22 protein-coding genes are annotated in these 26,175 nt (G+C 69.5%); 3 read left to right on the top strand and 19 right to left on the bottom strand.

Going from position 1 to position 26,175, the window contains the following annotated elements; genetic code table 11:
* From CCN37_RS06595 to CCN37_RS06675, 17 genes are all read right to left on the bottom strand, one after another.
* Positions 1-756 (bottom strand): carbohydrate kinase family protein (locus tag CCN37_RS06595; protein WP_168200544.1); only part of this gene is annotated, 756 nt, incomplete at its 3' end.
* Positions 757-806: 50 nt separating this feature from the next.
* Complete coding sequence (locus tag CCN37_RS06600) at positions 807-1,661, bottom strand: TIGR03619 family F420-dependent LLM class oxidoreductase (protein ID WP_086819771.1); 855 nt, start codon at positions 1,659-1,661, stop codon at positions 807-809.
* Positions 1,658-3,139, bottom strand: coding sequence for a GMC family oxidoreductase (locus CCN37_RS06605; RefSeq protein ID WP_143261457.1), 1,482 nt, complete (start codon positions 3,137-3,139; stop codon positions 1,658-1,660). Before CCN37_RS06605 ends, CCN37_RS06600 begins: the two co-directional genes overlap by 4 nt.
* Positions 3,140-3,245: 106 nt before the next feature.
* Complete coding sequence (locus CCN37_RS06610) at positions 3,246-4,145, bottom strand: carbohydrate kinase family protein (RefSeq protein WP_086819773.1); 900 nt, start codon at positions 4,143-4,145, stop codon at positions 3,246-3,248.
* Complete coding sequence (locus CCN37_RS06615) at positions 4,138-6,183, bottom strand: glycosyltransferase (protein WP_086819774.1); 2,046 nt, start codon at positions 6,181-6,183, stop codon at positions 4,138-4,140. The genes CCN37_RS06610 and CCN37_RS06615 overlap by 8 nt, the downstream gene beginning before the upstream one ends.
* Positions 6,180-7,352 (bottom strand): phosphotransferase, encoded by a 1,173-nt coding sequence (locus tag CCN37_RS06620; protein ID WP_143261458.1) that lies wholly within the window; start codon positions 7,350-7,352, stop codon positions 6,180-6,182. Before CCN37_RS06620 ends, CCN37_RS06615 begins: the two co-directional genes overlap by 4 nt.
* Positions 7,349-8,137, bottom strand: coding sequence for an ABC transporter permease (locus CCN37_RS06625; protein ID WP_086819776.1), 789 nt, complete (start codon positions 8,135-8,137; stop codon positions 7,349-7,351). Before CCN37_RS06625 ends, CCN37_RS06620 begins: the two co-directional genes overlap by 4 nt.
* Complete coding sequence (locus tag CCN37_RS06630; RefSeq protein ID WP_086819777.1) at positions 8,134-8,940, bottom strand: ABC-2 family transporter protein; 807 nt, start codon at positions 8,938-8,940, stop codon at positions 8,134-8,136. Before CCN37_RS06630 ends, CCN37_RS06625 begins: the two co-directional genes overlap by 4 nt.
* Complete coding sequence (locus tag CCN37_RS06635; protein WP_086819778.1) at positions 8,937-9,944, bottom strand: ATP-binding cassette domain-containing protein; 1,008 nt, start codon at positions 9,942-9,944, stop codon at positions 8,937-8,939. Before CCN37_RS06635 ends, CCN37_RS06630 begins: the two co-directional genes overlap by 4 nt.
* Entirely contained in the window at positions 9,941-11,212 is a 1,272-nt protein-coding gene (locus CCN37_RS06640) for an aspartate aminotransferase family protein (protein WP_086819779.1), read from the bottom strand. Before CCN37_RS06640 ends, CCN37_RS06635 begins: the two co-directional genes overlap by 4 nt.
* Positions 11,209-13,008 (bottom strand): radical SAM protein, encoded by a 1,800-nt coding sequence (locus CCN37_RS06645; RefSeq protein ID WP_143261459.1) that lies wholly within the window; start codon positions 13,006-13,008, stop codon positions 11,209-11,211. Before CCN37_RS06645 ends, CCN37_RS06640 begins: the two co-directional genes overlap by 4 nt.
* A 30-nt stretch (positions 13,009-13,038) precedes the next feature.
* Positions 13,039-14,169 carry a 3-dehydroquinate synthase gene (gene aroB / locus CCN37_RS06650; RefSeq protein WP_246842850.1) on the bottom strand — a complete coding sequence of 377 codons (1,131 nt, stop codon included), beginning with the start codon at positions 14,167-14,169 and terminating at the stop codon, positions 13,039-13,041.
* A 323-nt stretch (positions 14,170-14,492) separates the two neighbouring features.
* Positions 14,493-15,164 (bottom strand): acVLRF1 family peptidyl-tRNA hydrolase, encoded by a 672-nt coding sequence (locus CCN37_RS06655; RefSeq protein ID WP_086819846.1) that lies wholly within the window; start codon positions 15,162-15,164, stop codon positions 14,493-14,495.
* Positions 15,161-15,745 (bottom strand): hypothetical protein, encoded by a 585-nt coding sequence (locus tag CCN37_RS06660; protein WP_086819782.1) that lies wholly within the window; start codon positions 15,743-15,745, stop codon positions 15,161-15,163. Before CCN37_RS06660 ends, CCN37_RS06655 begins: the two co-directional genes overlap by 4 nt.
* A gap of 127 nt (positions 15,746-15,872) precedes the next feature.
* Positions 15,873-18,641: a S8 family serine peptidase gene (locus CCN37_RS06665; protein WP_086819783.1), complete on the bottom strand. Its 2,769-nt coding sequence runs from the start codon at positions 18,639-18,641 to the stop codon at positions 15,873-15,875.
* Positions 18,642-18,900: 259 nt separating this feature from the next.
* Positions 18,901-20,475 (bottom strand): deoxyguanosinetriphosphate triphosphohydrolase family protein, encoded by a 1,575-nt coding sequence (locus tag CCN37_RS06670; protein WP_086819784.1) that lies wholly within the window; start codon positions 20,473-20,475, stop codon positions 18,901-18,903.
* A gap of 44 nt (positions 20,476-20,519) precedes the next feature.
* Positions 20,520-20,834, bottom strand: a complete 315-nt coding sequence (locus CCN37_RS06675) for a hypothetical protein (RefSeq protein ID WP_086819785.1) — start codon at positions 20,832-20,834, stop codon at positions 20,520-20,522.
* Between the two features lie 204 nt (positions 20,835-21,038).
* Here CCN37_RS06675 and CCN37_RS06680 point away from each other — a divergent pair, with 204 nt between their 5' ends.
* Positions 21,039-21,992, top strand: coding sequence for a methyltransferase (locus CCN37_RS06680; RefSeq protein ID WP_210407900.1), 954 nt, complete (start codon positions 21,039-21,041; stop codon positions 21,990-21,992).
* Here the strand turns inward: CCN37_RS06680 and CCN37_RS06685 are convergent.
* A complete protein-coding gene (locus tag CCN37_RS06685) occupies positions 21,959-22,786 on the bottom strand; it encodes an AraC family transcriptional regulator (RefSeq protein WP_086819786.1) in 828 nt (275 codons plus the stop codon). The two genes, CCN37_RS06680 and CCN37_RS06685, sit on opposite strands and share 34 nt — an antisense overlap.
* 42 nt (positions 22,787-22,828) lie before the next feature.
* Here CCN37_RS06685 and CCN37_RS06690 point away from each other — a divergent pair, with 42 nt between their 5' ends.
* Entirely contained in the window at positions 22,829-23,239 is a 411-nt protein-coding gene (locus CCN37_RS06690) for a DUF2000 domain-containing protein (RefSeq protein WP_086819787.1), read from the top strand.
* A gap of 31 nt (positions 23,240-23,270) precedes the next feature.
* On the opposite strand, the gene CCN37_RS06695 is transcribed toward CCN37_RS06690, so the two are convergent.
* A complete protein-coding gene (locus CCN37_RS06695; RefSeq protein WP_143261460.1) occupies positions 23,271-24,503 on the bottom strand; it encodes an HNH endonuclease signature motif containing protein in 1,233 nt (410 codons plus the stop codon).
* Between the two features lie 471 nt (positions 24,504-24,974).
* On the opposite strand from CCN37_RS06695, the gene CCN37_RS06700 reads away from it, so the two are divergent.
* On the top strand, positions 24,975-26,123 hold the full coding sequence (locus CCN37_RS06700) for a lycopene cyclase family protein (RefSeq protein ID WP_086819789.1): 1,149 nt from the start codon (positions 24,975-24,977) through the stop codon (positions 26,121-26,123).
* Positions 26,124-26,175: the final 52 nt, after the last annotated feature.

A 26,175-nucleotide genomic window follows, 5' to 3' on the forward strand; every position in this document is an offset into this window, starting at 1 on the left:
CCCCTCCAAGAACCCATAAACAAACCCAGCCACATAACTGTCCCCAGCCCCGTTGGTATCAACAACCCGATCCACCGGAACAGCAGGAACCTCAATCACACGGCCAGGAAGGCAGAGATAACTCCCAGCCCCTCCATCCATCACCACAACAACCTTCGCCCGCCCCCGAGCAAAAATATCCTCGGCCACCGAAGCGACCCGCCCACGAATCTTCCCCGCAGACAGGAAAACCAGATCGGCCCCATAAGCGAAGTCCTGCCGGAACCCGCCCACGCCGTCCCAGTTGTGCAGATCCGTCGACGTGGAGACGCCGAGATCGATCGCCGACGCCAGCGCACCCCGCGCCCAGTCCACAATGGACAGATGCGCGTGCCGGGTCCTCCGCAGCAACGGCTCGTACAGCACGGGGTCGACGACCATGCCCTCCGGGTGGCGGCCGTCGTAGAGCGAGGTCCGCTGACCGTCACCGTCCACGAGGTTCACCGCGCACCGAGTACCACTCGGGTCCGTGTGGTGTGTGAACGGCAGCCCGGCACGGCGGTAGTGCTCCAGCACGAACTCGCCGTCCGGGTCGTCACCGATGACGTCGGCGAAGTGGGTGCGCAGGCCGAGCGTGTGACAGCCCATGGCGACGCCGTTGCCGGTGTGGCCGACGTAGCGGCGGATCGGCGGGACCTTGATGGTGTCCTCGACCGGCAGGGGCAGTTCGCCCACGCGCACGATCGTGTCCACACCGACCCCGCCGACCACGACCACGTCAAGATCCACATCCGCCATCCGCTCATGTTCCCACGGTGGCGGTGCGGCTACAGCTGCCGAACGGGGCGCAGGAAGTCCGCCGCGAACGCCTCGAACGCGTCGGGCAGCTCGTCGAGCGGCACCTGCGGCGGGTACACGAGGACCCGCGTGACACCGATGTCACGCAGCCGCTCCACCCGAGCGGGGGTGACCGGCGAAGCCTCGGCGATGAGGTCGATCGTGGACGGATCGCGACCGGCCTCGACCGCCGCCGCGCGGCACTCCTCGAACAGCGGGACAGGATCGCCCACCGCCGGGAAGAAGCCATCAGCCAGCCGACCGGCCCGCCGCGCGGCCGCGACGCTGTGGCCGCCCATGATCAGCGGGATGGAGCCGACGGGCTTCGGGTAGCACCGGGCCTCGGTGAACGAGTGATACAGGCCCGAATGGGACTCGGTACCGCTCCAGAGGGCACGGAGCACGCTGACGTACTCCTCGAAGCGCGCGGCGCGGTCGGCGAAGTCCACGCCGATGGCCGCGAACTCCTCGCGGAACCACCCGAGACCGAGTCCCAGTTCGAGCCGCCCGCCGGAGAGGTGGTCGATCGTCGCGGCCTCCTTCGCGAGCACCACCGGATTGCGTTGCGGCAGCACGAGCATGCCGGTCACGAGGCGGACCGATGAGGTCACTCCGGCGACGAAGCTCAGCCACGCCAACGGGTCCGGGTAGGGCCAGTCGGCGGGCACGGGCATCCGGCCGTCGTCGGAGTACGGGTAGCGCGTCTGGTAGTTCTCCGGCAGCACGACGTGCTCCGGCACCCACAGCGAGTCGACGCCGTTGGTGTCGGCGAGCCGGGCCAGGGTCTTGGCGGCCTCGGGCGCGGTGAACGGCGGCATGCTCGGTGAGAGCAGTCCGATCCTCATCGCAGTGCTCCTTCCAGCAGCAGCGCGGACAGCCGGTCGGCGACGGCGACCGTGGTCAGGTGCGTGTTGGCGCGCGGGATCACCGGCATCAGCGAGGCGTCCCCGATGTACACGTTGGACAGCCCGTGCACCTTGCCGTCAGCGCCCGCGACCGCCATCGGATCGTCGGCCGGCCCCATGGCACAGGTACCAACCGGGTGCCAGTACCCGCTGGCGGCGGCCAGAATCTCCGGCGTGGAGCGCTGTTCCTCCGTCCAGGGACTCAGTCCCGTCAGCCCGGACAGCCGCGCCGTGCGGGCGAAGTCGTGCGCCAGCTCGACGCCCTCCAGGATGATCTTCGTGTCGTAGCCCTCGGCGTCGGTGAAGAACCCGTGGTCGATCCTGGGCGAGGCCACGGGGTCGAGCGAGGCCGCGCGCACGGTTCCCCTGGAGCGCGGCGACATCACGAACACGTACAGCCCGGCGGACAGCGGGCCGGTGTAGAAGCCCTGCGCGTCCTCGGCGGGACCGGCGGAGGGCACGATGTGGATGTCCCAGAACTCGTCGGCCTCGCTGGAGCGCGCCTTCACCACGGTCTGCGCGAAGTAGGACTCCGCCGCGTTGGGCAGCTCCTGGGTGAGGCTGTCCAACGGGTTGAGCATCAGGCCGAGCGAGCTGTGGTCGACCAGGTTCGCCCCCACTCCGTCCAACCGGAGCTTGACCGGCGCGCCCAGCTCCGCCAGCACGCGCTCCGGCCCGATCCCGCTGCGCATCAACAGGGGCGGAGTCCCGTAGGTGCCGGACGCGAGTACCACGTGGTCCGCGGTAACCGTGTACTCCTTGCCGTCGCGGACGGCGACGACCCCCGTGGCCCGGTCGCCCACGATGATCAGGCGTGCTGCCAACGAATCCGGCAAGATCCGCAGGTTCGGCCTGCCGCGCGCCGGGTCGAGGTAGGCGAAGCCGGTGTGCCACCGGGTCGCGCCGACCGCGTTGAGCGGCACCCACCCGATGCCCTCGTTGGCGTCCTCGGCATTGATGTCGTCGAGGAACCGCATGCCAAGTTCCCCGGCGGCGTCGATGACCGCGTGGTGCCACCGGGTCTGGTCCTCTTCGGGTACCGGGCGCACCTTGAGCGTCTCGATCGCGCTCGTCAGGTACGGGCGGAGCTTCTCGTAGTCCCAGGCGCCGTCGGAGTACTTGCTCCACGCGTCGTAGTCCGCGGACGCTCCGAGCGTTGCCCAGCAACCGTTGTGCGCCGACGAGCCGCCGATCACCCGCGCCCGCGCGCAGCACGGCGGGGCTTGCAGGTCCCAGTCGTGACCGCGCGCGGCGGAGCGGGCGTTGAGCAGTTCGGCGGGCCAGCGCTCGGGGTCGAAGGGGCCGTAGTCCGGCCCGGCTTCGAGCAGGCCCACGGTGATCCGCTCGTCCTCGCTGAGCCTGGCGGCCATGACGCAGCCCGCCCCGCCCCCGCCGACGATCAACACATCAACATGCACGAACTTCCCCCAGGTGGTTGCTTGCTGAATGACTCGTTGAGGTGGTTGAACGCACTGAATGACTCGTTCAGCACGTTCAACGGACCAAACTCGGCATTGGCGTCGGTCAGGCCGACAGCGCCGCGTCGAGGTCGGTGGCGGTGATGAACGAGGTGTGGGTGCCCGCGGTGCGGACGGCGTGCGCCCCGGCGTGCGAACCGGCGCGCGCGGCGTCCTCCCAGGAGCGCCCGGCCAGGCGGGCGTAGAGGAACCCGGCCACGTAGCTGTCCCCCGCGCCGTTGGTGTCCACGACCTCCTCGGGCGCGAGCGGCACTGGCGGCACGTGCACGAGCGGCTGGCCGGGCAGGCGGAGGTAGCTGCCGTCTCCCCCGGCCATCGCGATCACCGCGCTGGCGCGGCCCTTCTCGATGATGTCCGCCGTGACCGCCTCGACCCGGTCGCCGAGCGCGGAGGTGGACACGAACACCACGTCCGCGCCGTGCGCGAAGTCCTGGTGGTACTCGGAACCGCCGTCCCAGTCGTGCAGGTCGGTCGACGTGGGAACACCGGCGGCGACGGCGTCGGCCAGCGCGTGCCGCGCCCAGTTCATGATCGAGACGTGCACGTGGCGGGCACGGCCGATCTCGGGTCGGTACAGCTCAGGGTCGACCTCCATGTCGAACGGGTGCCGTCCGTCGTACAGTGAGAGCCGGTTCCCTTGCTTGTCAACGAGATTCACGCTGCGGCGAGTTCCACTGGGATGCGTTCGGTGCGCGAAGGACAGCCCGGTACCGGCGTAGGCCTCCAGCACCCGCTCGCCCTCGGCGTCCTCGCCGATCACGTCGGCGAAGTGCGTGCGCAGCCCGAGGGTGTGGCAGCCCAGCGCGACGCCGTTGCCGGTGTGCGCCAGGAACTGCTCGATCGGCGGCACCATGATCGAGTCCCGCATCGGCAGCGGCAGCTCCGGCACGCGCACGATGGTGTCCACTCCCACGCCGCCGACGACGAGGACGTCCAGCTCAGACATTGCTCTCCTCCACTTCCAGTTCGTCCCACACCACTCGGCCGCTGGCCAGGGTGAGCAGCAGCACCGCGGAGCGCCCGGCCGCGGCGGGCACGGTACCGCCGAAGCCCCCGTCCCCGGTCGGGTACAGCGGCCACGTGCGGCCCTCGCGCACGACGTCGGCGGTGCGGACGGGACCGAAGCGGTAGCTCACCCGCCACTGTTCCACCTCGTCGGCCACCGAACCACGTGAGGCGAATTCGTGTTGGTACTCCGGGAAGAGCGCGCACGCGGCCACGTCTCCGCGCTCCCGCGCCGCCTCGTACAGGGCGCGGTCCCCGGTGATACCCAGTCTCCGCGCCAGCTCGACATCGCCGACCCTCAGCGCGTGGTCACGGGCCTCGACGGCGTGCCGCGCGAGCGTCTCGTCGTCGAGCAGGTCACCCCAGCCGCGGCGCAGCAGCGCGAGCGGGTCTGCGGTCAGTCCACTGTGGAGGATCGCCTCGAAGGTCGCGTGGAAGTCGGCGGCGACCTTCTCCCAGGTGAACGAGCGCGCGACCCGGATGGCGTTGGCGCGCGGCTCGGCCAGGTCGGCGATCAGCACACGGCGCAGTTGGGCCTTGATCTCGTCCACCAGCGCCCGGTCGTCCGCGCGGAAGGAGCGCGGTACTGAGGCCCCCGTAGTACCGAGTACGTGCTCGAAGTGCTCCATGCCGCGCTGCGCGGTCGCGATCGGGACGGCACCGCAGGCCATCGCCTCGCCCATCGCCAGCAGGAACGTGTCCATCTCGAACTTCGACGGGAACAGGCACAGGTCGGACGCGCAGGCCAGCTCGATCAGCTCCGGCTCGGGCATCGGCCCGGTCTCCAGCCACACCCGCTCGGGGTGGGCCGCCGCGAGCGGGTTCAGCTCGGGATCGTCCAGCGGCGTCGGCGACAGCACGTGCAGGACGGCGTTGAACCGCAGTCCCTCGTCCAGCAGTTCGCGCAGCGCACGCGCGAGTTCGCGCTGTCCCTTGTGGTGGATCGCGTACCGAGCGTTGTGGAAGATCGTCGGCAGCGCCGGGTCGAGGCCGCGCGCGCCCAGCACGGCTTCTCTGTCCACTGTGGATCGATCCGCCGAACGCCAAGCGCTCCCGACAGCGCACCCCCCGACCACCAGCTTGTCCGCCGCCGCGCGAAGCTCGCGGCGAACGGCCAGGTGCTGGAACAGCGCCTCGGCGGGCGTGTCCCCTTGCGTCACAACGTGTTCGAGCTGACCGGGCGAGAGGAAGTCCAGCGCGGAGGCGGTCCTCGCCACGAGCGCGAGAGCGCTGACGTAGTCGTGGCCCGGGCGCTCGGGGTACTCGTTGTACAGGTGGGTCGTCGGCAGGTAGGCGCGCATCTCCCGCTCAGCGGCGCCGTCCAGCTCCGGATCTTCCAGGCCGTCCGCCACCGAGGCGTCACCGCCCAGGAAGGTCACCAGCTCGCGGACCTCGCGGCCGTAGACCTTCTTGTTCACCGGCATGTTGCTCTGCACGGTGCAGACGACCTCGGCACCGGCCGCGCGAAGCGGTTGCGGCATCAGGTAGTGGTAGTACGGCTCGTGCAGGTGCACCACGGTGCGCGGAGCCATCGTGCGGACGAGGTACCTGGTCGCCGCGAGCTGGAAGACCAGCGGCTTGAGGAACGCGAGATCGCGCCCCTTGCTCTCGTACGGCGGGTAGAAGGTGTCCGGACAAGCGTCGAGCAACCCACCCGCGAGGACCACGACATCAACACCATCGACACGGACTCGGTGCGCGGTGATACGAGCCGAGATCTTCGTCGACCCGCCGTACTCCTTCCACACCAACGGGTCCAGCGGCACGTCGACCAGCAGCTCGTCCACGTAGTCCAGGTCTGTCATGTCGTAGTGCTCGCGCAGCAGAGGCAGCGCGCCGTGCGCCGCTGTCAGGCCGCTCACGCCGACGCCCCGCGCGGACAGCGCCTGGCTCAGGTTCCACAGGTAGACGGAGATGCCACCTTTGACGAGCCGGTGGTCGAACCCGCCGAACTCGTAATGGCACTCGACGACATTCACAAGAACCCCTTCAGGAAGTCAGCCAGGGAAGCCCACGTCAGGTCGGCGTAGTAGTCGGCGTCTGGGTCACCGGCCCGTTCGCCGTGGTACCGCAGCTCGTGCAATGTCCGCAGCACGTAAGGCAGCGCGACCGCGTTCAACTCGGTACCCGATGTCAGTTCACGGGTAACCTCCGCCGCCCACTCAGCGCCCAACGCCGACTCCTGCGAACGCGCGAGGTCGACCTTGTCCACGCCCAGTGCGCGCGCGGCGCGGTCGGTCTCCTCGTCGGCGGCGAAGCACTCCACAGCTCGGCACAGTGCGGCGAAGTCGTCCAACGGGCTGCTCGTACCGAGAGCCTGCCCGTCCGGATCGACGAACCGCACGCGCCGCGCGGAATCGACCAGGACGTGCCCGAGATGAAGATCACCATGACGCGGACCCGCGGGATAGTCCGCCGACAAAGGGAAAGCTGCGCACTGGTCAAGCAGTTCGTGACGCGGCGATCCCGGCGGAAGCGTGCCGCGCACCTGGCGCACCAGGCTCTCCAGTTCGGGAAGCCGCTCGGTCAGCGGCATCGCCTTGACCTCGGTCCCGGCGGCGAGCCGGCAATGCAGGGCGGTCAGCGCTTCGCGGACCGCGCGCAGCAGACGCGCCGGAGGAGCCGTTCCACTCCGCAGCGCCTCGCGCAACGCGTGGTCGAGCGGAACACCTTGCACGACATGGGTGATCAGCGCCAGGCACGAGCCCTCGTACTCCAGATACCCCAGTGGCACGGGTAGCAGATCACCACCATCCACAGTGGACAGAAGGACCGGTTCTCCACGATCGTCACCAAGCACCCGGTACGCCTTGATCATCAGGTCACCAGCGACTCTGCCGACCGCGTTCGTCGCAGTGGTGTTGAGCACTTCATCCAGTTGCAAAAGGGATTGAACCGGACCTCGCCACCGGACGACACTGGACTTCGTCGGCCAGAACTCGCGAGTGGTCAACATCAACAGCGCGCGCAGCAGCGAAGCGTCGTCCTCGGCGAGGACGAGCGTCGCGGCGTGGTGCTCGCCGCGAACCTCCACCCAGCGCAACGTCGTACCCTCGATCTCAAGCGAGTCCAGCACCCGCGCGGTACCCGGGTCCAATGTGGACCGCGAGAACCACGGTGCCCGGCGCAGCACCTCACGAAGGCTCACGGGCCCACCGCCTCGAACCGACGCACCCCACGGGACCACGCCAGCAGCGCCAGCGCGGTCAGCACTCCGGCGATCACCGGGGCCAGCCACGTCAGCGCGCCGCCACCGTGCAGCAGGTAGTCGGCGGGCACGAAACCCGTCAACGCGAACGGGATCACGCTCGTCAGCACAATGCGGATCGGCGCGGGGAACACGTCGAGCGGGTAGCGGGCGGTGTCGGCGAGCTCGTACACCGCCGTCATCACCTGCAAGCTCGTCGTTGTCCAGAACGCCAGCGCCGCGAGCAGGAGCTTGACCGCCGCGAACACCAGGGCGCCGACGAGCAGCAACAAACCGAAGAGGACCAAGCGGCCGAAGCCCGGATCGAGGTCGAGCCCGGACGCCGCGTAGAAGATCACCGCGAGTCCCGCGAGGATCTCGCCGATGCCCTCCGGGTAGCAGAACCGCTCCGACAGCAGGCTGAACAACGGGTGCACCGGACGGACCAGGTAGCGCACCAGCTCTCCGCGCTGCACGAGCTTGCGGCCCAGTTCCCAGAGCTGGTCGGTGAAAGCGTGGTCGAGCCCGCGCACGAGCATCGCGACGCCGAGCAGCAGCAGGGCCTCGTCGAAGGTCCAGCCCGCGATGTCCGAGACGTACTGGTAGATCACGCCGAGCAGCAGCGCGTGCATCACAACGCGCAACGCGAACGCGCCGATCCCGACGAAGAAGTCCGACCGGTAAGCCAAGATCCGACGCAACCCCACGCCGGTGAGCAGCAACGACAACGACAGGTACCGCCTCATCCACCGCTCACCTCCCCCCGCTTCAACGCCCCGCGCCACGCGACGACGCACGCCAGCAGCCCGAGCCCGACCCACAACAGCTGCACCCCGACGGCGTGCAGGGACGCGAGGCCGTCGAGCTTGCCGAGCAGCAGCCGCACCGGCGTGTTCACCATCGCCGCGAACGGCAGCCACTCCATCACCGCGCGCACGGCGGCGGGCATCAGCTCCAACGGCACGAGCTGACCGGAACAGAACGCGACCACCGTGCCCTTCAGGTACCGCAAGCCCCACGTGCTGGTCGTGATGAAACCAGCCAAGCCCACCAACAGGTTCAGCAAGATCCCGAGCGTGGTGGCCAGCAATGCTGACACCGCGAACCAGGCGAAACCGGATGCCGAAGGGGTCGTGAGCGGCACAAGGACCAGCGCGAAACCCAGCAGCGGCAGCACGACCAGGGTCAACCGCACCGCGAGGTACGGCAGCGCGACGGCGGCGTGCGAGCCCAGGAAGTTGATCGGCCGCAGCAACCCGACGACGTGATCACCTCGGTAGATGTCCCCGGAAAGGGTGTCGTCGATCTGGTTGGACAGCAGCACCGCCAACAGGTTCCCGGCGAGCAGGTACGTCGTCATCGACGTGGCGTCGTAGCCCTTGAGGACCGAAGTACCGTCGTACACCGCGTTCCACACGGACAGTTGCACCGCGAGGGACAGCGCGGTCGTCAAGGCGGTCAGGATGAGCGCGCCGCGATATGCCAACGCGGTTCGCCAGCCAGCCCCGAGAACGGCGCCGTAGCCTCGGGCCTGCACGAGCAGCGTCATCGGGCGGGCTCAGCCGTCCGGACGTACAGGGCCCGCAGCACTTCGCCAAGCGTGGGCTCCGGTGCCACGAGGTCCGTCACGGTGACCAAGCCGGAGATCGCGTTGAGCACCCGCTGCGGCGTCGCTAGATCCGGCGGCCCTTCCACCTTGATCCGCCGACGGCCCGCCACGGAGACCTCGACAGCCCCGATGTCCTGGCGCACGTGGAAAGCGAGCGACTCGGCGGAGATGTCACCGGCGTAGTCGATGCGGACCGACCGCGTCGGAGCTTGGCGGAGCAGGTCGTCCAGGTCTCCGGTGTAGACGTCGCGACCGGAGTCCACGACGACCACGCGCTCGCAGATCGCGGTGATGTCCGCGACGTCGTGACTGGTCAGCAGAACCGTGGTGCCGCGGTCGGCGACCACCCGGTTGACCAGCTCGTGCACCGCCTCTTTGAGCAGGAGGTCCAGCCCGATCGTCGGCTCGTCGAGCAGCAGCACGCGCGGGTTGTGAAAGAGCGCCGCCGCGACCTCCGCGCGCATCCGCTGGCCGAGGCTGAGTGTCCTAACAGGACGGTGCGCGATCTCGCCGAGGTCCAGCACCTCGTCGAAGAGCTTGCGGTTGAACGAAGCGTCCTCCGTGGACATGTCGTGCAGTCGCGCCAAGATGCGGAAGGACTCCTCGACCGGCAGGTCCCACCACAGCTGCGTGCGGTGGCCGAACACGACACCGATCGTGCGTGCGTGGGCGTAGCGGTCGGCGCGCGGGTCCCGACCGGCGACGCGGCAGTGCCCGGAGGTCGGTGTGAGCACTCCGGCCAGCGCCTTGATCGTGGTGGACTTGCCCGCGCCGTTCACGCCGAGGTACGCCGTGCGCTCCCCCGCGGGCACGGCGAAGCTGACTCCGTCGAGCGCGCGCACCTCCTCCACTTCGGCCGAGACGAGCCCGCGCACGGCGCCCCACAGGCCGGGACGCATCTTGCGGACCTTGAAGACCTTGCTCAGCTCATGTGCCTCGATCATGGGGCGTCCTCCCGGTGCACCTGGTCGATCGCGCGGCCGAGTCGGCGCACCGCGTCCACCAGTTCGTCGGGCTCTATCAGGAACGGCGGAGCGATGCGCAGCACGGAGCCCCCAGGCATGACGCGCACCCCCATGTCCAGCGCTCGTTGGAAAACTCGGCCGACCACGGTGGGGTTCGCCAGCTCGACGGCGTGCAGGAGCCCCAGCCCCCGCACTTCGCCGACGAGCGGGTGTTCGGCCACAGTGGACAGTTCATCGGCCAACAGCAGCCCGAGCTCGCGCACACGCGCGATGAGGTCGTCGCGGTGCAGCACCGTGAGCGTCGTGGATGCCGCGGCGAGCCCGACCGGGCTTCCGCCGAAGGTGCTGCTGTAGCCGCCCACCGCGCTCCACGTGTCCTCGGTGAGCAGGTCCGGCCGACCGGCGAGCACCGCGACCGGATGCCCCGATCCCAGGCCCTTCGCCAGGGTCACAAGATCGGGTTCGAGCCCGTAGTGCTGCGATGCGAGGAATTCGCCGGTTCGGCCGCCTCCGGTGAGCACTTCGTCGGCGATCAGCAACACGCCGTGCTCGGCGCACGCCTTGCCCACGACCTCCCAGTACTCACGCGGCGGGATGATCACTCCGGCGGCGCCCTGGATCGGCTCGGCGAGCAGTGCGGCCACGTCCGGTCTCGCGATCGCTTGCTTGACCGTCAACCGAGCGCACAGCACATCGCACGATGGATAGGTCAGCTCGAACGGACACCGGTAGCAGTAAGCCGGGTAGCCGAGCAGCGTCGGGCCAGGCGGCTCGGTCCCGATGTCCCACTGCACCGCAGCGCGCGAACCACGTGTCTTGCCGTGGAAACCCCGGCGCAGCGCGGCGATCCGCGTTCGGCCGGGCTCCGCGTTGGCGTGCGCGATGCGCAGAGCGGCTTCGACGACCTCGGTCCCGGTGGTGAAGAACCCAATCGCACCAAGGTGTTCCGGCAGCAGTTGGGCCAGCGCTCGCGCCGCGTCGAGTCGTTGCGGCGTCGGGTTGTCGTGCACGTTGGTGAGCGCGCCGACCTGCTCGGCGACCGCGCTGACCACCTCGTAATGACTGTGCCCCAATGATTGCGTCATCGTGCCGGCGGCGAGGTCGACGTACTCGCGCCCGTCCACGTCGACGAGCGTGCAGCCGCGACCGTAGGCGAAGACACGCCGCCCGAGGCTCGCCTCCTGACTGGCCCCCAGCACGATGAACTCCCGCTCCCCCTTGAGGTGCCGCTCCCCGCGCGCGGTCATTCGGTGAGTTCCAGTTCCAAGAGGTTGAACTCGACCGGGATATCCGGATCGTGGGCGAGTTTCCAACGGCGGACGGTATGACGAAGAGCCGTGGTGTCCGCGACACGGAGTTCCGCGACGAACCGGGCGAGGTACGCCCCGGCACGGGCTTCCTCAGGGGTGGGCACGGGTCCCGAAAGGTCCGGAGTACCACCTCCGAGCGGCGAGAACGACGCGGTTCCGCGCCCCGACGGCAGCAGCTTCCGCACGAGCAGTTCGTCCGCGTGCCCAGCGACAGAGGGGATCTCGGTGTCCGGGAGCGAGGAGAACAACGCCAGCAAGCCCACGGCGCGGTTGCCGGGCAACACTTCCAGCACGCGCGAGCACCACGACGCCAGCCGGTCAGCGGCCTCCATGTCCGAGAACCACAGGGCTTCCCAGCAGTCGATCTGCACGTCCAGGGCCTCAGCGCACAGGGGTGAGCCGTCCAGAGCTGGCAGGATCTCGGAGTACAGCAACCGAACCAGGCGATGCGGGCTGCGGTGAATCCGCCAGCAGTCGTCGTGCGAGTGGTCGGCCAGCAGCTCCTCGACGCTGATCATGCCGAAGTCCGTGCGCACCATGCCGTCCACGGCCTCGAAGTGGTACAGCTCGTCGAGGTGCGTGCCCGGGCGCATCGAGGCGGTCCGCGTTTCGAGCTCGCCCAGCAGAGCACCACTGCGGTCCAGCAGCCGCTGCCGGTGCTCCGGGGCGAGCGCGCCCGCGAACGGCTTGAGCTTGATCAGTTCCTCGGAGAACGCCTGCACCAGGAACGGTGTGGTGAACCGGTGGCTCATCGCCAGCCCCAGGTAGGGGAACACCGCGCAGGTGCGGCAGCCCGGGCGCGAGCCGACCTCCTCGTCGCGGACGCGCACCAGCTCCGGGTCGTTGACGATCTCCCGGTACGGCCGGTCCCAGGCGATCGAGCCGTCCCACTCGTGGTAGCACGGCAGCATGACCTGCCCGGACGGCCCGACGGTGAGGATGCGCGAGTTCGCCCCGCAGGCGGTGACCGTGCTCGGGTCCATCGTCCGCAGGTGGTGCAGGAACGCCAGACTGACCACAGTGGACGGTTCGTAGCGCTGCTCCGCCACGCGCTCGATCAAGGACTCCGAGGGCGCCAACGTTTGCACCGACGAAGGCGCGGCCGAACGGCCGTTCACCGCGGCGAGCTTCAGCTGCTTGATCGAACCCGCTGGACGAACCTCGCTCTGCGCGGAGAAGTAGCTGAACATCGGCGACAGGTAGACGCTGACCCGCTGCTCCTGCGCGAAGGCGACGACCTCGTCCAGCTCGTCCACGTTCTGCCCGGAGACCACGCAGATCAGCTTCACGTTGCGCGCGCCGTCCTCGCGCAACGCGCCGACCAGTTCGATCGTGCGGTCCAGCGTGTCAGTGCCCCGGATGTCGTGGTAGCGCTGGGCGTTGAGGGTGTCGACGGAGACGTTCATGGTGCTGACCAGCGACACGATCTCCCTGGCCTGCTGGGGGAAGCGGATCGCGTTGGTGGTGACGTCGACGGCCATGCCCAGCGCGTGGGCGTGGGCGACGGCGGCGATCATCTCCTTGTGCAGTGCGGGTTCTCCGCCCGTGATGTCCACATAGGACACTCCGAGCGCCGCCATCTCGTCGAGGCAGCGGCGCAGACCGTCAGCGGTCAGCTCCTGGTGGCCGTCGAAGACGGGGTCCTGCCAGACGTTGCAGTACCCGCAGCGGGCGTTGCAGCGGAAGGTGATGTACAGCCGGCCGTGCCGGAACCGGGTGGGGGCGGTCGCCACCGAGTCCTCCAGGATCGCGGGGTGGAAGGGTCAGGTCGGGAAGGCGGTCAGCGACGCGCGGATCTCCTCGTCGGTGACGTCGTCGGCGATCACCGTCTCGCCGAGTTCCACGGGGAGCACGAAGCGGATCAGCCCGTCCCGGATCTTGCGGATCTGCCCCATGGCGGCGATCGTGCGCTCGGCGTCGAGTTCGGCGGGCAGCTCGTCGAGGGTGGTCGGCAGGCCGACCGCGCTCAGCAGGCCGGTGATCCGGTCCAGCACGCCCGCGTCGAGCAGGCCGCGGCGCTGCGCGATCCGCGAGGCGCACGCCATGCCGAAAGCCACCGCCTCGCCGTGCAGCACGGGGCCGTAGCCGGTCACGGTCTCGACCGCGTGCCCGACGGTGTGGCCGAAGTTCAGTGGCCGCCGCAGGTCCTCCTCGTAGGGGTCCTTGGCGATCAGGCTGCACTTGATGGCGCTGGCACCGTGTACCAGTCGGGCCACGGTGTCGGGATCGACGGCCAGGATGTCGGTCTGCTTCAGCTCGATCAGCTCGAACAGCTCGGGCGAGGCGATGACGCCCTTCTTGATCGCTTCGGCCAGCCCGGCGCGCATCTGCCTGCGGTCCAGCGTCGCCAGGTAGCCGACGTTGGTGACGACGGCCTTGGGCTGGTAGAAGGCGCCGATGAGGTTCTTCGCGCTCGGGTGGTCCACGGCGACCTTGCCGCCGAGCGCGGCGTCCACGTCGGCCAGCAGCGTGGTGGGCACGTTGATGTAGGGCACGCCGCGCATGTAGGCGCTGGCCACCCAGCCGACGGTGTCGATCACCACGCCGCCGCCGACCGCCACCACCACGTCCCTGCGCACGAGCTCGGTCGCGGCCAGCCAGTCCAGCAACGCGGTCGCGGTCGCCACGCTCTTGTTGGCCTCCCCGGCGGGGAAGGAGGTCAGCGCGACGTCCAGCCCGGCCGTGCGCAGCCCTTCGGCCAGCCGCCGCGCGTGCAGCTCGGCAACGTCGTCGTCGGTGATCATCGCGACGCGCCTGCCGTCCAGCTCCGCGACCAGCCGGGCGAGCGCGTCGGCCTCGGAGCGGCAGACGTGCACCGGGTACTCGTCGCGCCGGTCGGCGGCGCCGATCACCACGGCGTCCGGGTCCTGTGGCAGGGGAAGCCTCTCGGACACGCGGACATACGAACTCATCGCTCCCCCACCCCACTGCGTCGGCCCTGTCGCCCTCCCAGTTGTAATGACTGTTCAGGTTCCTTCAAAGCCGTCTGGTTCCGCATTCTTGTGCCGGCGAAGGGGCCCGGAGGTGCCTGGGCTCCGTATAATGACGAATCTCTTTGGCGGTTGACCAAGTGATTCCTGCGAACGCGACTATTGGTCCGTTCGGCCCACGACGATCTTGGCAATTGTGGTCAGCGCGCTTTGGTTTTTCTGATGTGCGATTGACAACCGCACTCTGGACAAACCGTGAAGGATCTCTCGCAGAGATCTCAAAGCACCTACCGGTCGAACAGGACGATTTCCACCGCGCGCGCGGACTCCGCGGCCTCCTCGAGCACCCGTCTGCGCGGTTCGGCGACCGGCAGCACCCTCGGTTCCGCCCTGGCGAACAGCTCGCCGAGCCGCCGGTCGGCCCGCAGCGCCTCCAGCGCCTGGCGATCTCCGCCCAGCACCACGGCCGCCACCGAACCCAGCTCGGGCAGCAGCACCCTGGCCACCGTGTCCGCGGCGTCGGAGAGCGACAGCCGGGCCTGGCCCTCGCGGCGGCGGGCGAAGCGCTGCTGCGACCAGCCGCCCGCCTTGTTCCTGCCGTGCACCTGCCTGCGGTCGGTGCTGGAGGACAGGACCTGGCCGTTCTCCGCGATGCCGACGCTGTGCCCGCCAAGGCGCACCAGCACCAGCGCGATCCGCCTCGGCCGCGACGCGTGCTCCAGCAGCTCGTCGATCGCCAGCCCCTCGCGGCGCACCGGCTCCGGCAGCGCGAGCCCGCCGAAGCCGACCTCGACCTCCGCCCGCGCGCCGTCGACCGCCGTGACGACGACCTTGTTGGTACTCAGTTCCGAACGGGTCACGCCCCCGTGCCGGTCGGCGAAGCGCTCGTACCACCCGGCAAGGCGTTCCGGGGAGATCTCGACGGCCCGGCCGCCACCGGCGACCTCCCGGGCCTTCACCGAGGGGCCGCCGCCACCCACAGCGGCAGCGGGTGGCCGGTGTCCTTGGGCGCCAAGCGTTGCACGGCCACGAAACCCGCTTCGGCGAGCGTGCGCTCCATGTCCTCGGCACCGAGCACCTGGTGCCGCGTTGAGACGGAGCTGGCGACCTCCCAGCCGGACTGCCCGCGCACCAGCTGCACGACCTCAAGGCCGTAGCTGGAGCCGTCGTCGGCCCAGTCCCACAGCTGCACGGTGACCTGGCGGTCCTGGCCGTGGCCGGTGACCCTCGGCGGGGGCGCGGTCGGCCGCAGCGGGCCGAGCCGGTCCAGCTCGGGCACGGCGGCGATGAGCAGCCCGCCAGGGGCGAGCGAGCGGCAGGCCCTGGTGAGCGCGCCGGTGAGGGCGTTGTCGTGGGCGAGCCTGGGCAGCAGGTCGTCGCCGGAGCGCACCACGTCGACCGGGACGGCCACGATGCCGTCGAGCAGGTCCACCAGGTCCACGGTGCGGTGCCGACCGGGACCGAGTACCGCTGCGGCGACTTCGGCGAAGACCTCGGTCGCGCCGGTCTGGAACGCGAGTCCGTCACGAACGCTGGTCACGGGCAAGAGAGTAGGGCCACGAGCCCCCGCTGCCCAGCCCGCCCTCGCGTTGCGGCGACCGAGTACGGGACAGCGCTCGACCCCGCCCGCCCTCGTGGGCGGACGGGGTCTCTGAGCGCATGTGGTGCTAGTTCACGTAACCGTTGAGCTTCAAGGAGATCGAGCGGATCGAGCCCTTGTCCGAGGACACCGCGTCCACGGCCTTGAAGGTCCAGGTGCCGTCGGCGGAGGACTTCGCCAGCGCGGACAGCGCGGTGGTCGGCCGCCACGTTCCGGTGAACGGCGCCTGGGTCTGGGTCACCGAGGAGAACGGCTGCGCGGCCGTGTCGTCGAAGACCACCTGGCACAGGTTGTTGCCGTTGCCGCCGTTGCGCTGGAACAGCGTCGCCGTCACCCCACCGGGTGAAGTCAGCGTGCCGACCAGATCACTGGCGTAGGTGTGGTCGATGCCCACGGTCGTGGAGCCCTCGGTCGCCGAGCAGGTCGCGCCGTCCACCGAGAACGCCAGCTTCGACGGCAGGCCGACCCCGGAGACCGGCAGCTGCACGCTGACGCCCTCGGAGTTGCCGTCCGGGATCGCCACCGGGGCGCCGGTGTAGCTGAAGGTCTTGGTCTCGCTGGAGGGCTGGCCGACCGGGATGGCGAACTTCTGCGTGGTCGGGGACAGCGATCCGGCGAAGCTGACCTTGGCCTCCAGGGTGACCGGGACGCCGACCTGGTGGCTGGCGGGCACGGTCAGGGTGAAGGAGTTCAGCGCGGTCTGGCCCGGCTCGACGGTGCCGTACGACTTGGAACGCGGTCCCACCGTGACCCCAGGGGTGGGGCTGGTCAGCACGACGCTGACCGAGGAGGCCGTGCCGTCGCCGCCGTTGCGCACGGGCAGCTTGACCTCGGCGGTGTTGCCCGGCTTCAGGTACGGGCTGCCGGTGGTGGGCACCACGGTCGGCGACTCGGCCTTGGCCAGCGGCTGCGGGCTGGCGCCGGTGTAGGCCAGCACCTTGTCAGCCATGACGACGCCGGCTCCCGCGCGGTTGTCGACGCCGGGGGCGGCGATGTCCAGCGCGGTCCTGGTGAGCGCGTCCCGCACGTCGGCGGTGCTCATGCCCGGGTTGCCGGAGAGCACCAGACCCGCGATCGCGGCGGCGTGCGGCGCGGCGGCGGAGGTGCCGAAGAACGGCGAGAACCCTGGCGTCTTGGTGGCGACGCCGTCGGCGGCGGTGATGTCCGGCTTCTGGCGAACCTCACCGGCGGGCGAGGCGACCGGGGTGCCGTCGGCGTTGAAGAACACGCGGCGCGGACCGTCGGAGCTGAAGCGCTCCAACTTCGAGGCACCGCTGAAGGTGTCCGGGTACGGGCCCGCCGGGTTGGCCGGGTCGCCCGGCTCCTGGGACCCGGTCCACGCGCCCGCGGCCGGAGTGGCGGCGACGCTGAACGCGTCCTTGGCGGCGGAGTGGCCGCGGGTCACGCCGGGGGTGTTGAAGCCCTTGAGGTCGCCGCTGTCGCGGAAACGCCCGCGCAGCGCCGAAAGCGACAGGTACTTGTCATCGCCGCGGAACTTCACGACCGCCACGTTGAGCCCGCCGGCGGAGGGGTTGACCCGCTCGTACGGGTCTGCCTGGCCGGTCTGCACGTTCTGGCTGAAGCCGACCACGTTGCCGGAGCCGTCCAGCAGGTACAGGTCGTAGTCGTTGGTGGAGCGGCCGAGCGCGTCGTTCCACCACAGCAGCACGGGAATCCCGCGCGAGTTCGCCGAGAGCGGGTTGACGATCTGCGTGCCCGCGGCGGTGGCGTCGAAGTCGTGGGCGGAGCCGGCGTAGCGGCCGACGCTCTTGCCCGAGTCGACGAAGTTGCCCTCCCAGTGGCCCGCGCTGCCGTCGGCGACGTTGCCCTCGTTGCCCGCGGAGGAGAAGAACAGCCCGCCGTCCTTGGTGACGTCGTTGACGGCCTGGGCGATGATGCCGTCCTGGAACGGCGACTCGTTGAAGTACAGGACGTCGTCCACGATCACGTCGCACTTCTTCTCGAAGCGCAGCGCGCGGATGTTGTCGGCGAAGCTGGCGTCACCGTTGAACGCGGTGGCGAAGCCCAGCTCGGCGCCGGGGGCGACGTCGTGCAGGATCTCCAGCATCGCCGAGCCCTCGTCGCCGCTGCCCTCCTGCCCGGCGAGCACGTCGACCTGCGGCAGCTCGCCGGCGGACTGGAGTGCCGCGAGGGAGTCGATACCGTCGGAGAGCGCGCAGAGCTTCACGCCGAGGCCGCTGATCTTGTACTGCGAGCGCGCGGTGTCGGCGGCGTGCGCCCGGTCACCCTGCGAGGTCAGCGCGGCGGCGCGGTTGCGGACCGCCGCCTTCGCCTGCTCCGCGAGCCGGTTCGCCCGCGCCTCCTTGGACTCGCCCTTGGCGGTGCTGGTCTTGAGCTCACCCGGCGAAGTCGCGCGCGAGGTCATCGCGTCGCTGGCCGCGTCGATCAGCACGACGTCCTCACGCGCGGCGATGCCGTTGACCGCGCCGAGCGGCAGCTCCGCCCGCACCGTCCTGGTCTGCGCCGAGGTGTGCCGGATCGCACCGCCCGCCTTGCGGATCGCGCCCGTGAGCAGGTCGGTGACCTTGTCGGCGCGGATGTCGACGAGCACCGTGTCCGCGTCGGTCACGGCGACGCCGGTGTTCAGGTGCGGCAGGTTCGCGGTGAGCGCGCCCCTGCGGATGCGGTTCTCCACCACCAGGCGGCTGTCCACTTTGGACTCCGCCTTGGACAGCGAGCCCTTGATCCGCTGGAGCTCGGCGATCTGCGCGGCGCTGGTGTCGTTGAGCCGGCCGGGATCGGCCTTGCCCTGCGCCTGTGCGGGACTCACCACACCCATCGCCAACAGGAGCGCGGTCGCACCGGCCGTCATCATTCCGATGGAACGTGACGGTCGTAGAGCTTGAGCCACGGGCCCTCCCCCGTGTCGTGCGTGCCCCGACTCACGCGAATCCAAGCGGGCCGGTGATCCGGCCGAGGGCTAAAACTAAGCACACGACAACCGCAGGTCAGCGGCCTTTCGGGTGACATGCCACAAACCGAGACAGTGAACAGTCAAGTATTGACAAGGCCAGTTGACGCCATTCGCCGCGCTTTCGGCGGGAACGCCGGAAAGGGAATGACGCCAAACGGCCCTAGAGCACGAACGCGTCTGTCCACAGTTGACCGGTTCGTCCGGAGAGCGCGTCCAGCATGGCCACGGCCTGGGTGTCGGTGAGCGAGCAGACGAAGTCCACGATGGCCCGGCCCCTGGCCAGCGCGCGGATCGCGTCGCGCCCGCTCGGCTGCTCACCGGTGGCGCCGACGAGCGCGTCCGGCACGTGGTGGGACAGCGCGGTGTACTCGGCGTCGGCCAGCTCCACCAGGTCGTGCAGCCGCCTCGGCAGCCGCGCGGCCTCGTGCCGATCGGTCAGCCACTGGTCGAGCGCCTCGACCAAAGTGGTCAGCAGGCGTGCCTGACCTCGTTGGTGCAGCGCGAGATCCGGCCGCTCCAGCACGAAGCGGTGGTGCACGAACTTGAGCACCTGGACCTCGTGCCACTGCTGCGGGGCGAGCGCGACGTGCGCGGAGCGGGCGGGTGGATCGGCCAGCACGGTCAGCCCGTCGACCAGCCGCCCGGTCCAGCGCGCGGAGAACTCGGCGACGTTCTGCTCCGCCTCCGCCGAGCCGTCGAAGGGCACCGCGAGCAGGCCGTCGACCAGTTCGTGGCGCACCCGCGCGACGGCGAGCATGAACGCCTCGTCGTCGTAGATCCACGCGTCCTTCAGGTTCAGCCTGCGCCGCAGCTTCTCCAGCGACCGCCCGGGTTTGCGGATCTCCGCGGCCAGCTCCGCGGGACTCAGTGCCGCCAGCTCCGGGCCTTGGTTCAACCAGGTACCCAGTTCCGCGGAGACCGTCGCGTGCTGGAGCACCCCGACCCGGTGGAAGTCCTCGACGTCGTGGATGGCGTAGGCGATGTCGTCGGCGTTGTCCATCACCGACGCCTCGACGGTCTGCTGCCAGGCGTCGATGCGCCCGGAGAACGGCATCCGCGACTGCGCCATGTCGTCGAGCTCGGTGACGTAGACGGAGAACTTCGCCGAGCCGCTTCCCTTGGCGTCGCCCGGTTCCGCGGCTCCGCGCGGCGGCACCGGCATCATCCTCGGGTGCTCCCTCGGGTGCGACAGGCGCGTCCACGGGTACTTGAGCATGGCCGCGCGCACCGCGACGGTCAGGTCCAGCCCGACGGCGGAGGGACCGCGGACGTCGGTGGTGGTGACGATGCGGAAGGACTGCGCGTTGCCCTCGAAGCCGTCCGGCAGCCCGAAGCGGTGCCGCGCGACCCGGTCGAGCACCTGCTCGCCGAGGTGCCCGAAGGGCGGGTGGCCGAGGTCGTGCGCGAGCGCCGCGGCCTCGACGACGTCCGGGTCGCAGCCGCCGAGCTGGCTGATCAGCTCGGCGTGCGCGGGATCGGCGACGAGGCGCTCCGCGACCGCGCGAGCGACCTGGGCGACCTTGATGCTGTGGGTGAGCCGGTTGTGCACGAGCAGCCCGGAGCCCGAGGGGCTGATCACCTGGGTGACCCCGCCCAGCCTGCTGAAGAACGGCGAGCTGGCCACCCGGTCCCGGTCGGCGCGGAACGGGCTGGCCGCGAGGTCCACGGCGGGCGGTTTCTCGCCCTCGGCCTCGGAGCGGCGCAGTTCCCTCGGGTCCAGGAGTGGATCGTGCATGCCGCCACGGTATCCCGAGCGGCGAGGTGTCGTGGGCCTGACCGTCAGTGCTCGTTCACGTACTCCTTGCCGTCGTACTTGATCAGCACGCGGTCGAGGTGCGAGCCGAAGGGCCCGTAGCCGTAGGAGGTGCTCTTGCCCTTGGCCACGGTGCGCCAGTCCGAGTCGAAGTCGTTGTTGATGACGAACTTCACCTCGACCTTCTTCGCGCAGTTGTTGGTGGCGTGCGCGCGCCCGCCGATGGTCTCGTCCTCGTCCCAGGTCTTCACACAGCTGAGCTTGGTTGCCGCGCTCGCGGGGGAGGCGGCCAGCAGCAGGCCGAGCGAGGCGAGGACGGCGGTCATGATCCGGATGGTCATCGGCCGAGCATGACCGCGTCCGGCTCCCAGCGCGAAAACCCTGCGGCTCCAACCGAAATCTCCGGCTATCCTGCCGCTCGTGTTCTTCATGTTCACCACGCACCGACGCTGAGCGCCCGCCGGTAGCGCGCGGAGCACCCGCCGCCGGCGATGCGGGACGGCCAGATCCGGGCCGCCCCGGGCTTCGGCGTGGGAGAAGAACCTGTGCGCCTTGTGGCGCGGACACTGCGAGGGATCGAGGACGTGCTCGCCGAGGAGATCGGCGGCACCGTGGAGCGAGTCGGGCACCGCGAGGTGTGGTTCCGCGACTACCCCGCTCCGCTCGGCCTTCGCACCGCTGATGACGTGTTCGTCGTGGCCACCACCGCTGACCGGATCGGCAGGACGCGTGCCGATCTCGCTTCTTTGGCGGCGGCGGTCGACGACATCGACCTCACTCGGACGCTGCACGACAGGAGTCGTTGTGGTGGAAAGGAGAACTGCACCGGCGTCGACGTTTCGGCTTCGGCGCTCGGCAAGCGCACCTACTCGCGCTTCGACATCGAGGACGTCGTGGGCGGCAGGCTCGCCCAGCGGCTGCGCCTGCCCTACTGGTCGCGGCGGGACGGCGTGCCTCCGGCGAACTGCTTGTCGTGGCGGGTGAGCGTGGTCGGCGACGAGGCCACCATCGCCGTCCGGATCGCCGAGCGGCCGTTGCACCGGCGGGAGTACCGCACGGCGAGCGTTCCCGGCTCGCTGCACCCGCCGCTGGCCGCCGCGCTGGTCCGGCTCGCCGCCCCGCGCCCCGGTGACGTGCTGTTCGACCCGTGCTGCGGGGCGGGCACCATCCCGATCGAGGCGGCTCGCGTTCCGGGTGTCGTCGCCGTCGGTGCCGACATCGACCCGCGTGCCGTCGCCGTGGCCAGGAGCAACGATCCGGCCGGTCTGGTGCGCTGGGCCGTTGCCGACGCGGGCCGCTCGCCGGTGCGCGGTGCCGACGTCATCGTCAGCAATCCGCCGTGGGACCGCCAGGTAGCGACGCGGGGAACCCTTGTACCGCAACGGTTCTCCGCGCGCAGGGTGGTTCTGTTGCTGCCCGAGCACGTCGACCTCGGCGGGCAGCGGCGACAGGTCAGCCTGTTCGGTCAACGCCCGGTGATCACCGTGCTCGACCGGTAGGCGGCGGGGGTGATGCCGTAGTAGCGGCTGAACCAGCGGGTGAGGTGGGGTTGGTCGGCGAACCCCACTTCGGCCGCGACCTCCGCGAGCGGGCGGCCCGACTCCAGCAGGCGCCGGGCTTCCCGCAGCCGCACCTGGCGGTGGTAGTCGCTGGCCGCCATCCCGTGCGCCGCAAGGAATCCGCGGTGCAACGCGTGTCTGCTGCACCCCGCGACCGCCGCGAGTTCCGCCGCGCCGATGTTGCGGTGGAATTCCGCGTGCAGCAGTTCCCGCGCGCGCTCCACCGGCGCCGACTCCGGCCGGATCACCGGCGGGCTGGTGCTGCCCCGTCCGGCCATCGCCAGCACTGTCGCCGTCAGCGCCTCGTCCTGCGCCAGTCGTCCTTCGTCCTCCACCAGCGCCGCGCTCAGTCGGCGCAGTGCCTTGGCGAGCACCGCGTCCTCCAGCACGGGCGCTGCGAACAACGGCGCCCGCTGGTGTCCCGTTGCGTCCTCCAGCACGTCCGCGACCAACTCCGGTCCAATGTGGACGATCCGGTAGGTGAATCCCGGTTCGGTCGCCGAGCGCCCGTCGTGCGGGTCGTCGGGGTTGAAGGCCATCACCATGCCTTCGGCGCTGGTGTGCCCGCCGCCCCGGCAGGTGAAGGCCTGCGCCCCGCGCTCGGTGATCCCGAAGGAGTAGGCGTCGTGGCTGTGCCGGTGGTAGACGTGCCGGTCGAACCGGGCCCGCATCACCTCGATCGGCCGGTCCTCCGCACGCCAGTAGCAGCTCCACTCCCCGGGCACGCCTCCCATTGTGCGCGCCAGCGTTCAAGACCGCACACAGAGGATGGACGCATGGCAACGAAGACCAAGATCGCCGTCGTCGTCCGGGCGGACCTCGCCGTCTGGCAAAAGCTGAACGTGACCGCGTTCCTCACCAGCGGTGTCGCTGTCGGCTGCCCGGAGACCGTCGGCGAGCCCTACGAGGACGCCTCCGGCGTGAAGTACATGCCCATGCTCGGCCTGCCCGTGCTCGTCTACGCCGCCTCCGCCCCGGAGATCAAGCTGGCCCACGAGCGCGCGCTCGCGAAGGACCTGTCGATCGCCGTGTACACCGAGGAGCTGTTCTCCACCGGCAACGACGAGGACAACCGCGCCGAGGTCCGCGCCGTCGCCACCGCCGACCTGAACCTGGTCGGCTTCGCCGTGCACGGTCCGCGCAACGCCGTGGACAAGGCGTTGAAGGGCTTGTCCCTGCATCCCTGACGTTGTTGCGCTGCCCACCTTTCAGGCCTCTCTATCCGGTGAGTCGTGGGTCGACTCTGATGTTGCGCATCGGTTTCCGCTCGGGGTCCACCCAGGTCGGCGGAATGAAGTCCGGCCTACCGTCCTCGCCGAAGACGATCTTCCAGTCCTCTTGGTGGATAACGTGATGGTGGTGCGAGCACAGCAAGGTCATGTTGTTCAGATCGGTCGGCCCGCGATGCTGTGTCCAGTGCAATACATGGTGAGCTTCCGTCCATGCCGGGGGCCGATCACATCCCGGGAACGCGCAACCCTTGTCCCGCACAGCGAGTGCCCTCCGTAGCGGTGGTGGCGCGGTCCGAACTGAGCGCCCGTAGTCGAGCGGGATGCTCTCCCCGTTCAACACGACGGGAATGACCTCGGCATCGCAGGCGACCTGTCGCAGGAGTGAGGCGGTGGCTTCGCCGTCCCAGTCGGTGTAGCCGGAGCGGACCTTCTCTTCCAGCCAGTCCAACCGCATCGTGACGACCATCTGCGGCCGTACGCCTCCGCTGATCGGCAGATCGTGGGTGGACATTGCGACGGTGATCAACTCGCAGAGCCCGTCGGCGTAGCGCTGTTCCGGCGTGCGCGGGTCTTCTTCGCCGCCGACCGGTCGGGGTTTGGAGACGGCGTGCAGGGCTTCTTCGACCATCGCGCCCTCGATCGGCGGCAAGCATCCGTTGAAGACCAGCCACCCGTGCTGGTTCTTGGTCATCCTGAACGAGCGCGCCTCCACGGCTGCTTGCTCGTCTGTGAACGCACCCTCTTGGTCAACGTGGGAGCGGACTCGTTTGCCGAGCTGCATCAGCTCGCGTGGGGTGAGCTCGGGTGCGTGCTTGAGCAGGGATTGCTCAGCTTCGTCGGCGACCTCAACCGGGACGTTCTTGATGACGTCGGCGATGATCGCGGCGTGGTCGCTGCTGATGAGCCCTGCGTAGAGGGCGTCTCGCGTGTCAGGCACACCGGGCAGGTCTTCTACGAGTTGCGAGCGTCGCTTCGCTTCCGCCGGAGAAATCCTCAGGTGTGACCGCAACAGGGTCGCGATGTTCCGACACCCCTGCGCAGTGTGCAGGCCACGATCCTCAGCATGCGTAGCGGCGTCGATCTTCACTGCCGTCAACAAATTCGTGATGGTCTCCAGCTTCGCCAGGAACGCGAGATGCTCATCCTCAGACAACTGATAGACATCGCTTAGTGCGAGATGATCTAGCAAAAGTGACTCGATAGCGTTGGTATCCAACATGATCACACCTCCCTTCTTGTTGGATACCTCAATTTTAGCAAGCCCTAAGAAGACGTCAAATCCGTTGCAGGCTAAAGAGAAACGCGACTTTCAGCCGACAGCGAAACCAGGTCGGCTTTACCTGGGGTGCGCGTGCCATACGCTTGTTCGCGTGGGCCGGGATTCATCCCGTGCCCGTCCAGCTAATGAGGGCACGCGCAAGGGGCTCCAGGTCAAGCCGACCCCCGCGCTGGAACCAGCAGTTCCCCCGCTGGAAGCCCAGCTCGGCAGACCTGGAAACCCAGCTGGAACGAGCTAAAACAGCCGTTCCCCCACTGGAAGCCCAGCCGTCCCCGACCAGGAAGTCCAGCCATCCCCCAGCTGGAACCCCAGCCGTCCCCCGACCAGGAAGCACAGCCGTCCCCGGCCCGGAAATCCAGCCAAAACCCACGCAATTTGCCACAACCCCCAACCCGTGCTCTGCTCAACACCGTGCTCGACGTCCTCATCGCAGGCGCAGGCCCTGCCGGAAGTGCCCTCGCCACCGCGACGGCGCGCCTCGGACTCCGCACCGCCCTCATCGATCCCGCAGCGGGAAAACCCTGGCGAGCGACCTACGCCTCCTGGGCCGACGAACTCCCCCACGGCACACCACTGGCCTTCCGCAGCAAGCGAACCCGCGCAGCCGCCCTCACCGAACACGTCCTCGACCGCTCCTACGCGGTCATCGACAACGAAGCCCTCCGCGCACAGCTCGACGACGAGAACATCGCCGTCCACCGGGCGCGAGCGCTCCGTGCGCACCACGACGACGAAGCGTCAACAGTGCTGCTGGACAACGGAAGACGACTCCGAGCCAGAGTCGTCATCGACGCGACGGGCACCCAACAGGCGCTCCTGGACACCACGCGACGAACCCCGCCAGCCGAACAGTCAGCGGTGGGCGTGGTGGTTCCCCTGCGAGAACAGGGGTTCGTCGAAGGAGAAGAAGCACTCTTCATGGACTGGCGCGAAAGGCACACCGGCCCGCCGAGCTTCCTGTACGCGCTGCCGCTCAACGACACGGAGGTGCTCCTCGAAGAGACATCACTGGCGGACAGGCCGGCGATGAGCCACCGAGAACTCCGCGACAGGCTCGTACAACGCCTACAGAGCAACGGAATCGCACTGCGCGGGAACGAGCGGTGGGAGCGGGTCCGCTTCCCCATGGACGACCCCCTCCCCCGCAGGCAGCGGGTCGTGCCCTTCGGCGCTGCCGCGCCTCTCGTGCACCCGGCGACGGGGTACAGCGTCGCGGGCTCGCTGTCGCTCGCTCCCCGCTTGGCGCGAGCGTTGGCAGATGGCCTGAACCAAGGCGAGGCGGCGCGAGCAGGCTGGCGGGCGGTGTGGCCGAAGCAGGCGCTGGCCGTGCACGGCCTGCGCCGCGTGGGACTGCGCGTGCTGCTGGGTCTGCCGCCCGCCGAGGTGCCCCGGTTCTTCGAGGCGTTCTTCAGCACTCCGACGCATCTGCAGAACCGTTACCTCGCAGGGCGTTGTGATCTTCCCGGCACGTTCCGCGCGATGGCGGCGGTGATCGGGGCCGCTCCGACGGGGCTGCGGGCGCGAGTCGCCGCGCTGGCTGTGGGGATGACGTCTGCGTGAACAGGCGATGAAGGCCCTCGTGGCTCTCGCCCGCGCGCGGCATCATCGGCGA

Origin of the sequence: Allokutzneria sp. NRRL B-24872, assembly GCF_002155965.1 — a bacterium.
Taxonomy (GTDB): Bacteria; Actinomycetota; Actinomycetes; order Mycobacteriales; family Pseudonocardiaceae; genus Allokutzneria.

Bases quoted from the DNA above. Each gene is read 5' to 3' on its own strand.
- CCN37_RS06600 (WP_086819771.1), bottom strand. From the start codon at position 1,661: ATGAGGATCGGACTGCTCTCACCGAGCATGCCGCCGTTCACCGCGCCC.
- CCN37_RS06610 (WP_086819773.1), bottom strand. From the start codon at position 4,145: ATGTCTGAGCTGGACGTCCTCGTCGTCGGCGGCGTGGGAGTGGACACC.
- CCN37_RS06625 (WP_086819776.1), bottom strand. From the start codon at position 8,137: ATGAGGCGGTACCTGTCGTTGTCGTTGCTGCTCACCGGCGTGGGGTTG.
- CCN37_RS06630 (WP_086819777.1), bottom strand. From the start codon at position 8,940: ATGACGCTGCTCGTGCAGGCCCGAGGCTACGGCGCCGTTCTCGGGGCT.
- CCN37_RS06635 (WP_086819778.1), bottom strand. From the start codon at position 9,944: ATGATCGAGGCACATGAGCTGAGCAAGGTCTTCAAGGTCCGCAAGATG.
- CCN37_RS06640 (WP_086819779.1), bottom strand. From the start codon at position 11,212: ATGACCGCGCGCGGGGAGCGGCACCTCAAGGGGGAGCGGGAGTTCATC.
- CCN37_RS06665 (WP_086819783.1), bottom strand. From the start codon at position 18,641: ATGATGACGGCCGGTGCGACCGCGCTCCTGTTGGCGATGGGTGTGGTG.
- CCN37_RS06670 (WP_086819784.1), bottom strand. From the start codon at position 20,475: ATGCACGATCCACTCCTGGACCCGAGGGAACTGCGCCGCTCCGAGGCC.
- CCN37_RS06675 (WP_086819785.1), bottom strand. From the start codon at position 20,834: ATGACCATCCGGATCATGACCGCCGTCCTCGCCTCGCTCGGCCTGCTG.
- CCN37_RS06685 (WP_086819786.1), bottom strand. From the start codon at position 22,786: ATGGGAGGCGTGCCCGGGGAGTGGAGCTGCTACTGGCGTGCGGAGGAC.
- CCN37_RS06690 (WP_086819787.1), top strand. From the start codon at position 22,829: ATGGCAACGAAGACCAAGATCGCCGTCGTCGTCCGGGCGGACCTCGCC.
- CCN37_RS06695 (WP_143261460.1), bottom strand. From the start codon at position 24,503: ATGTTGGATACCAACGCTATCGAGTCACTTTTGCTAGATCATCTCGCA.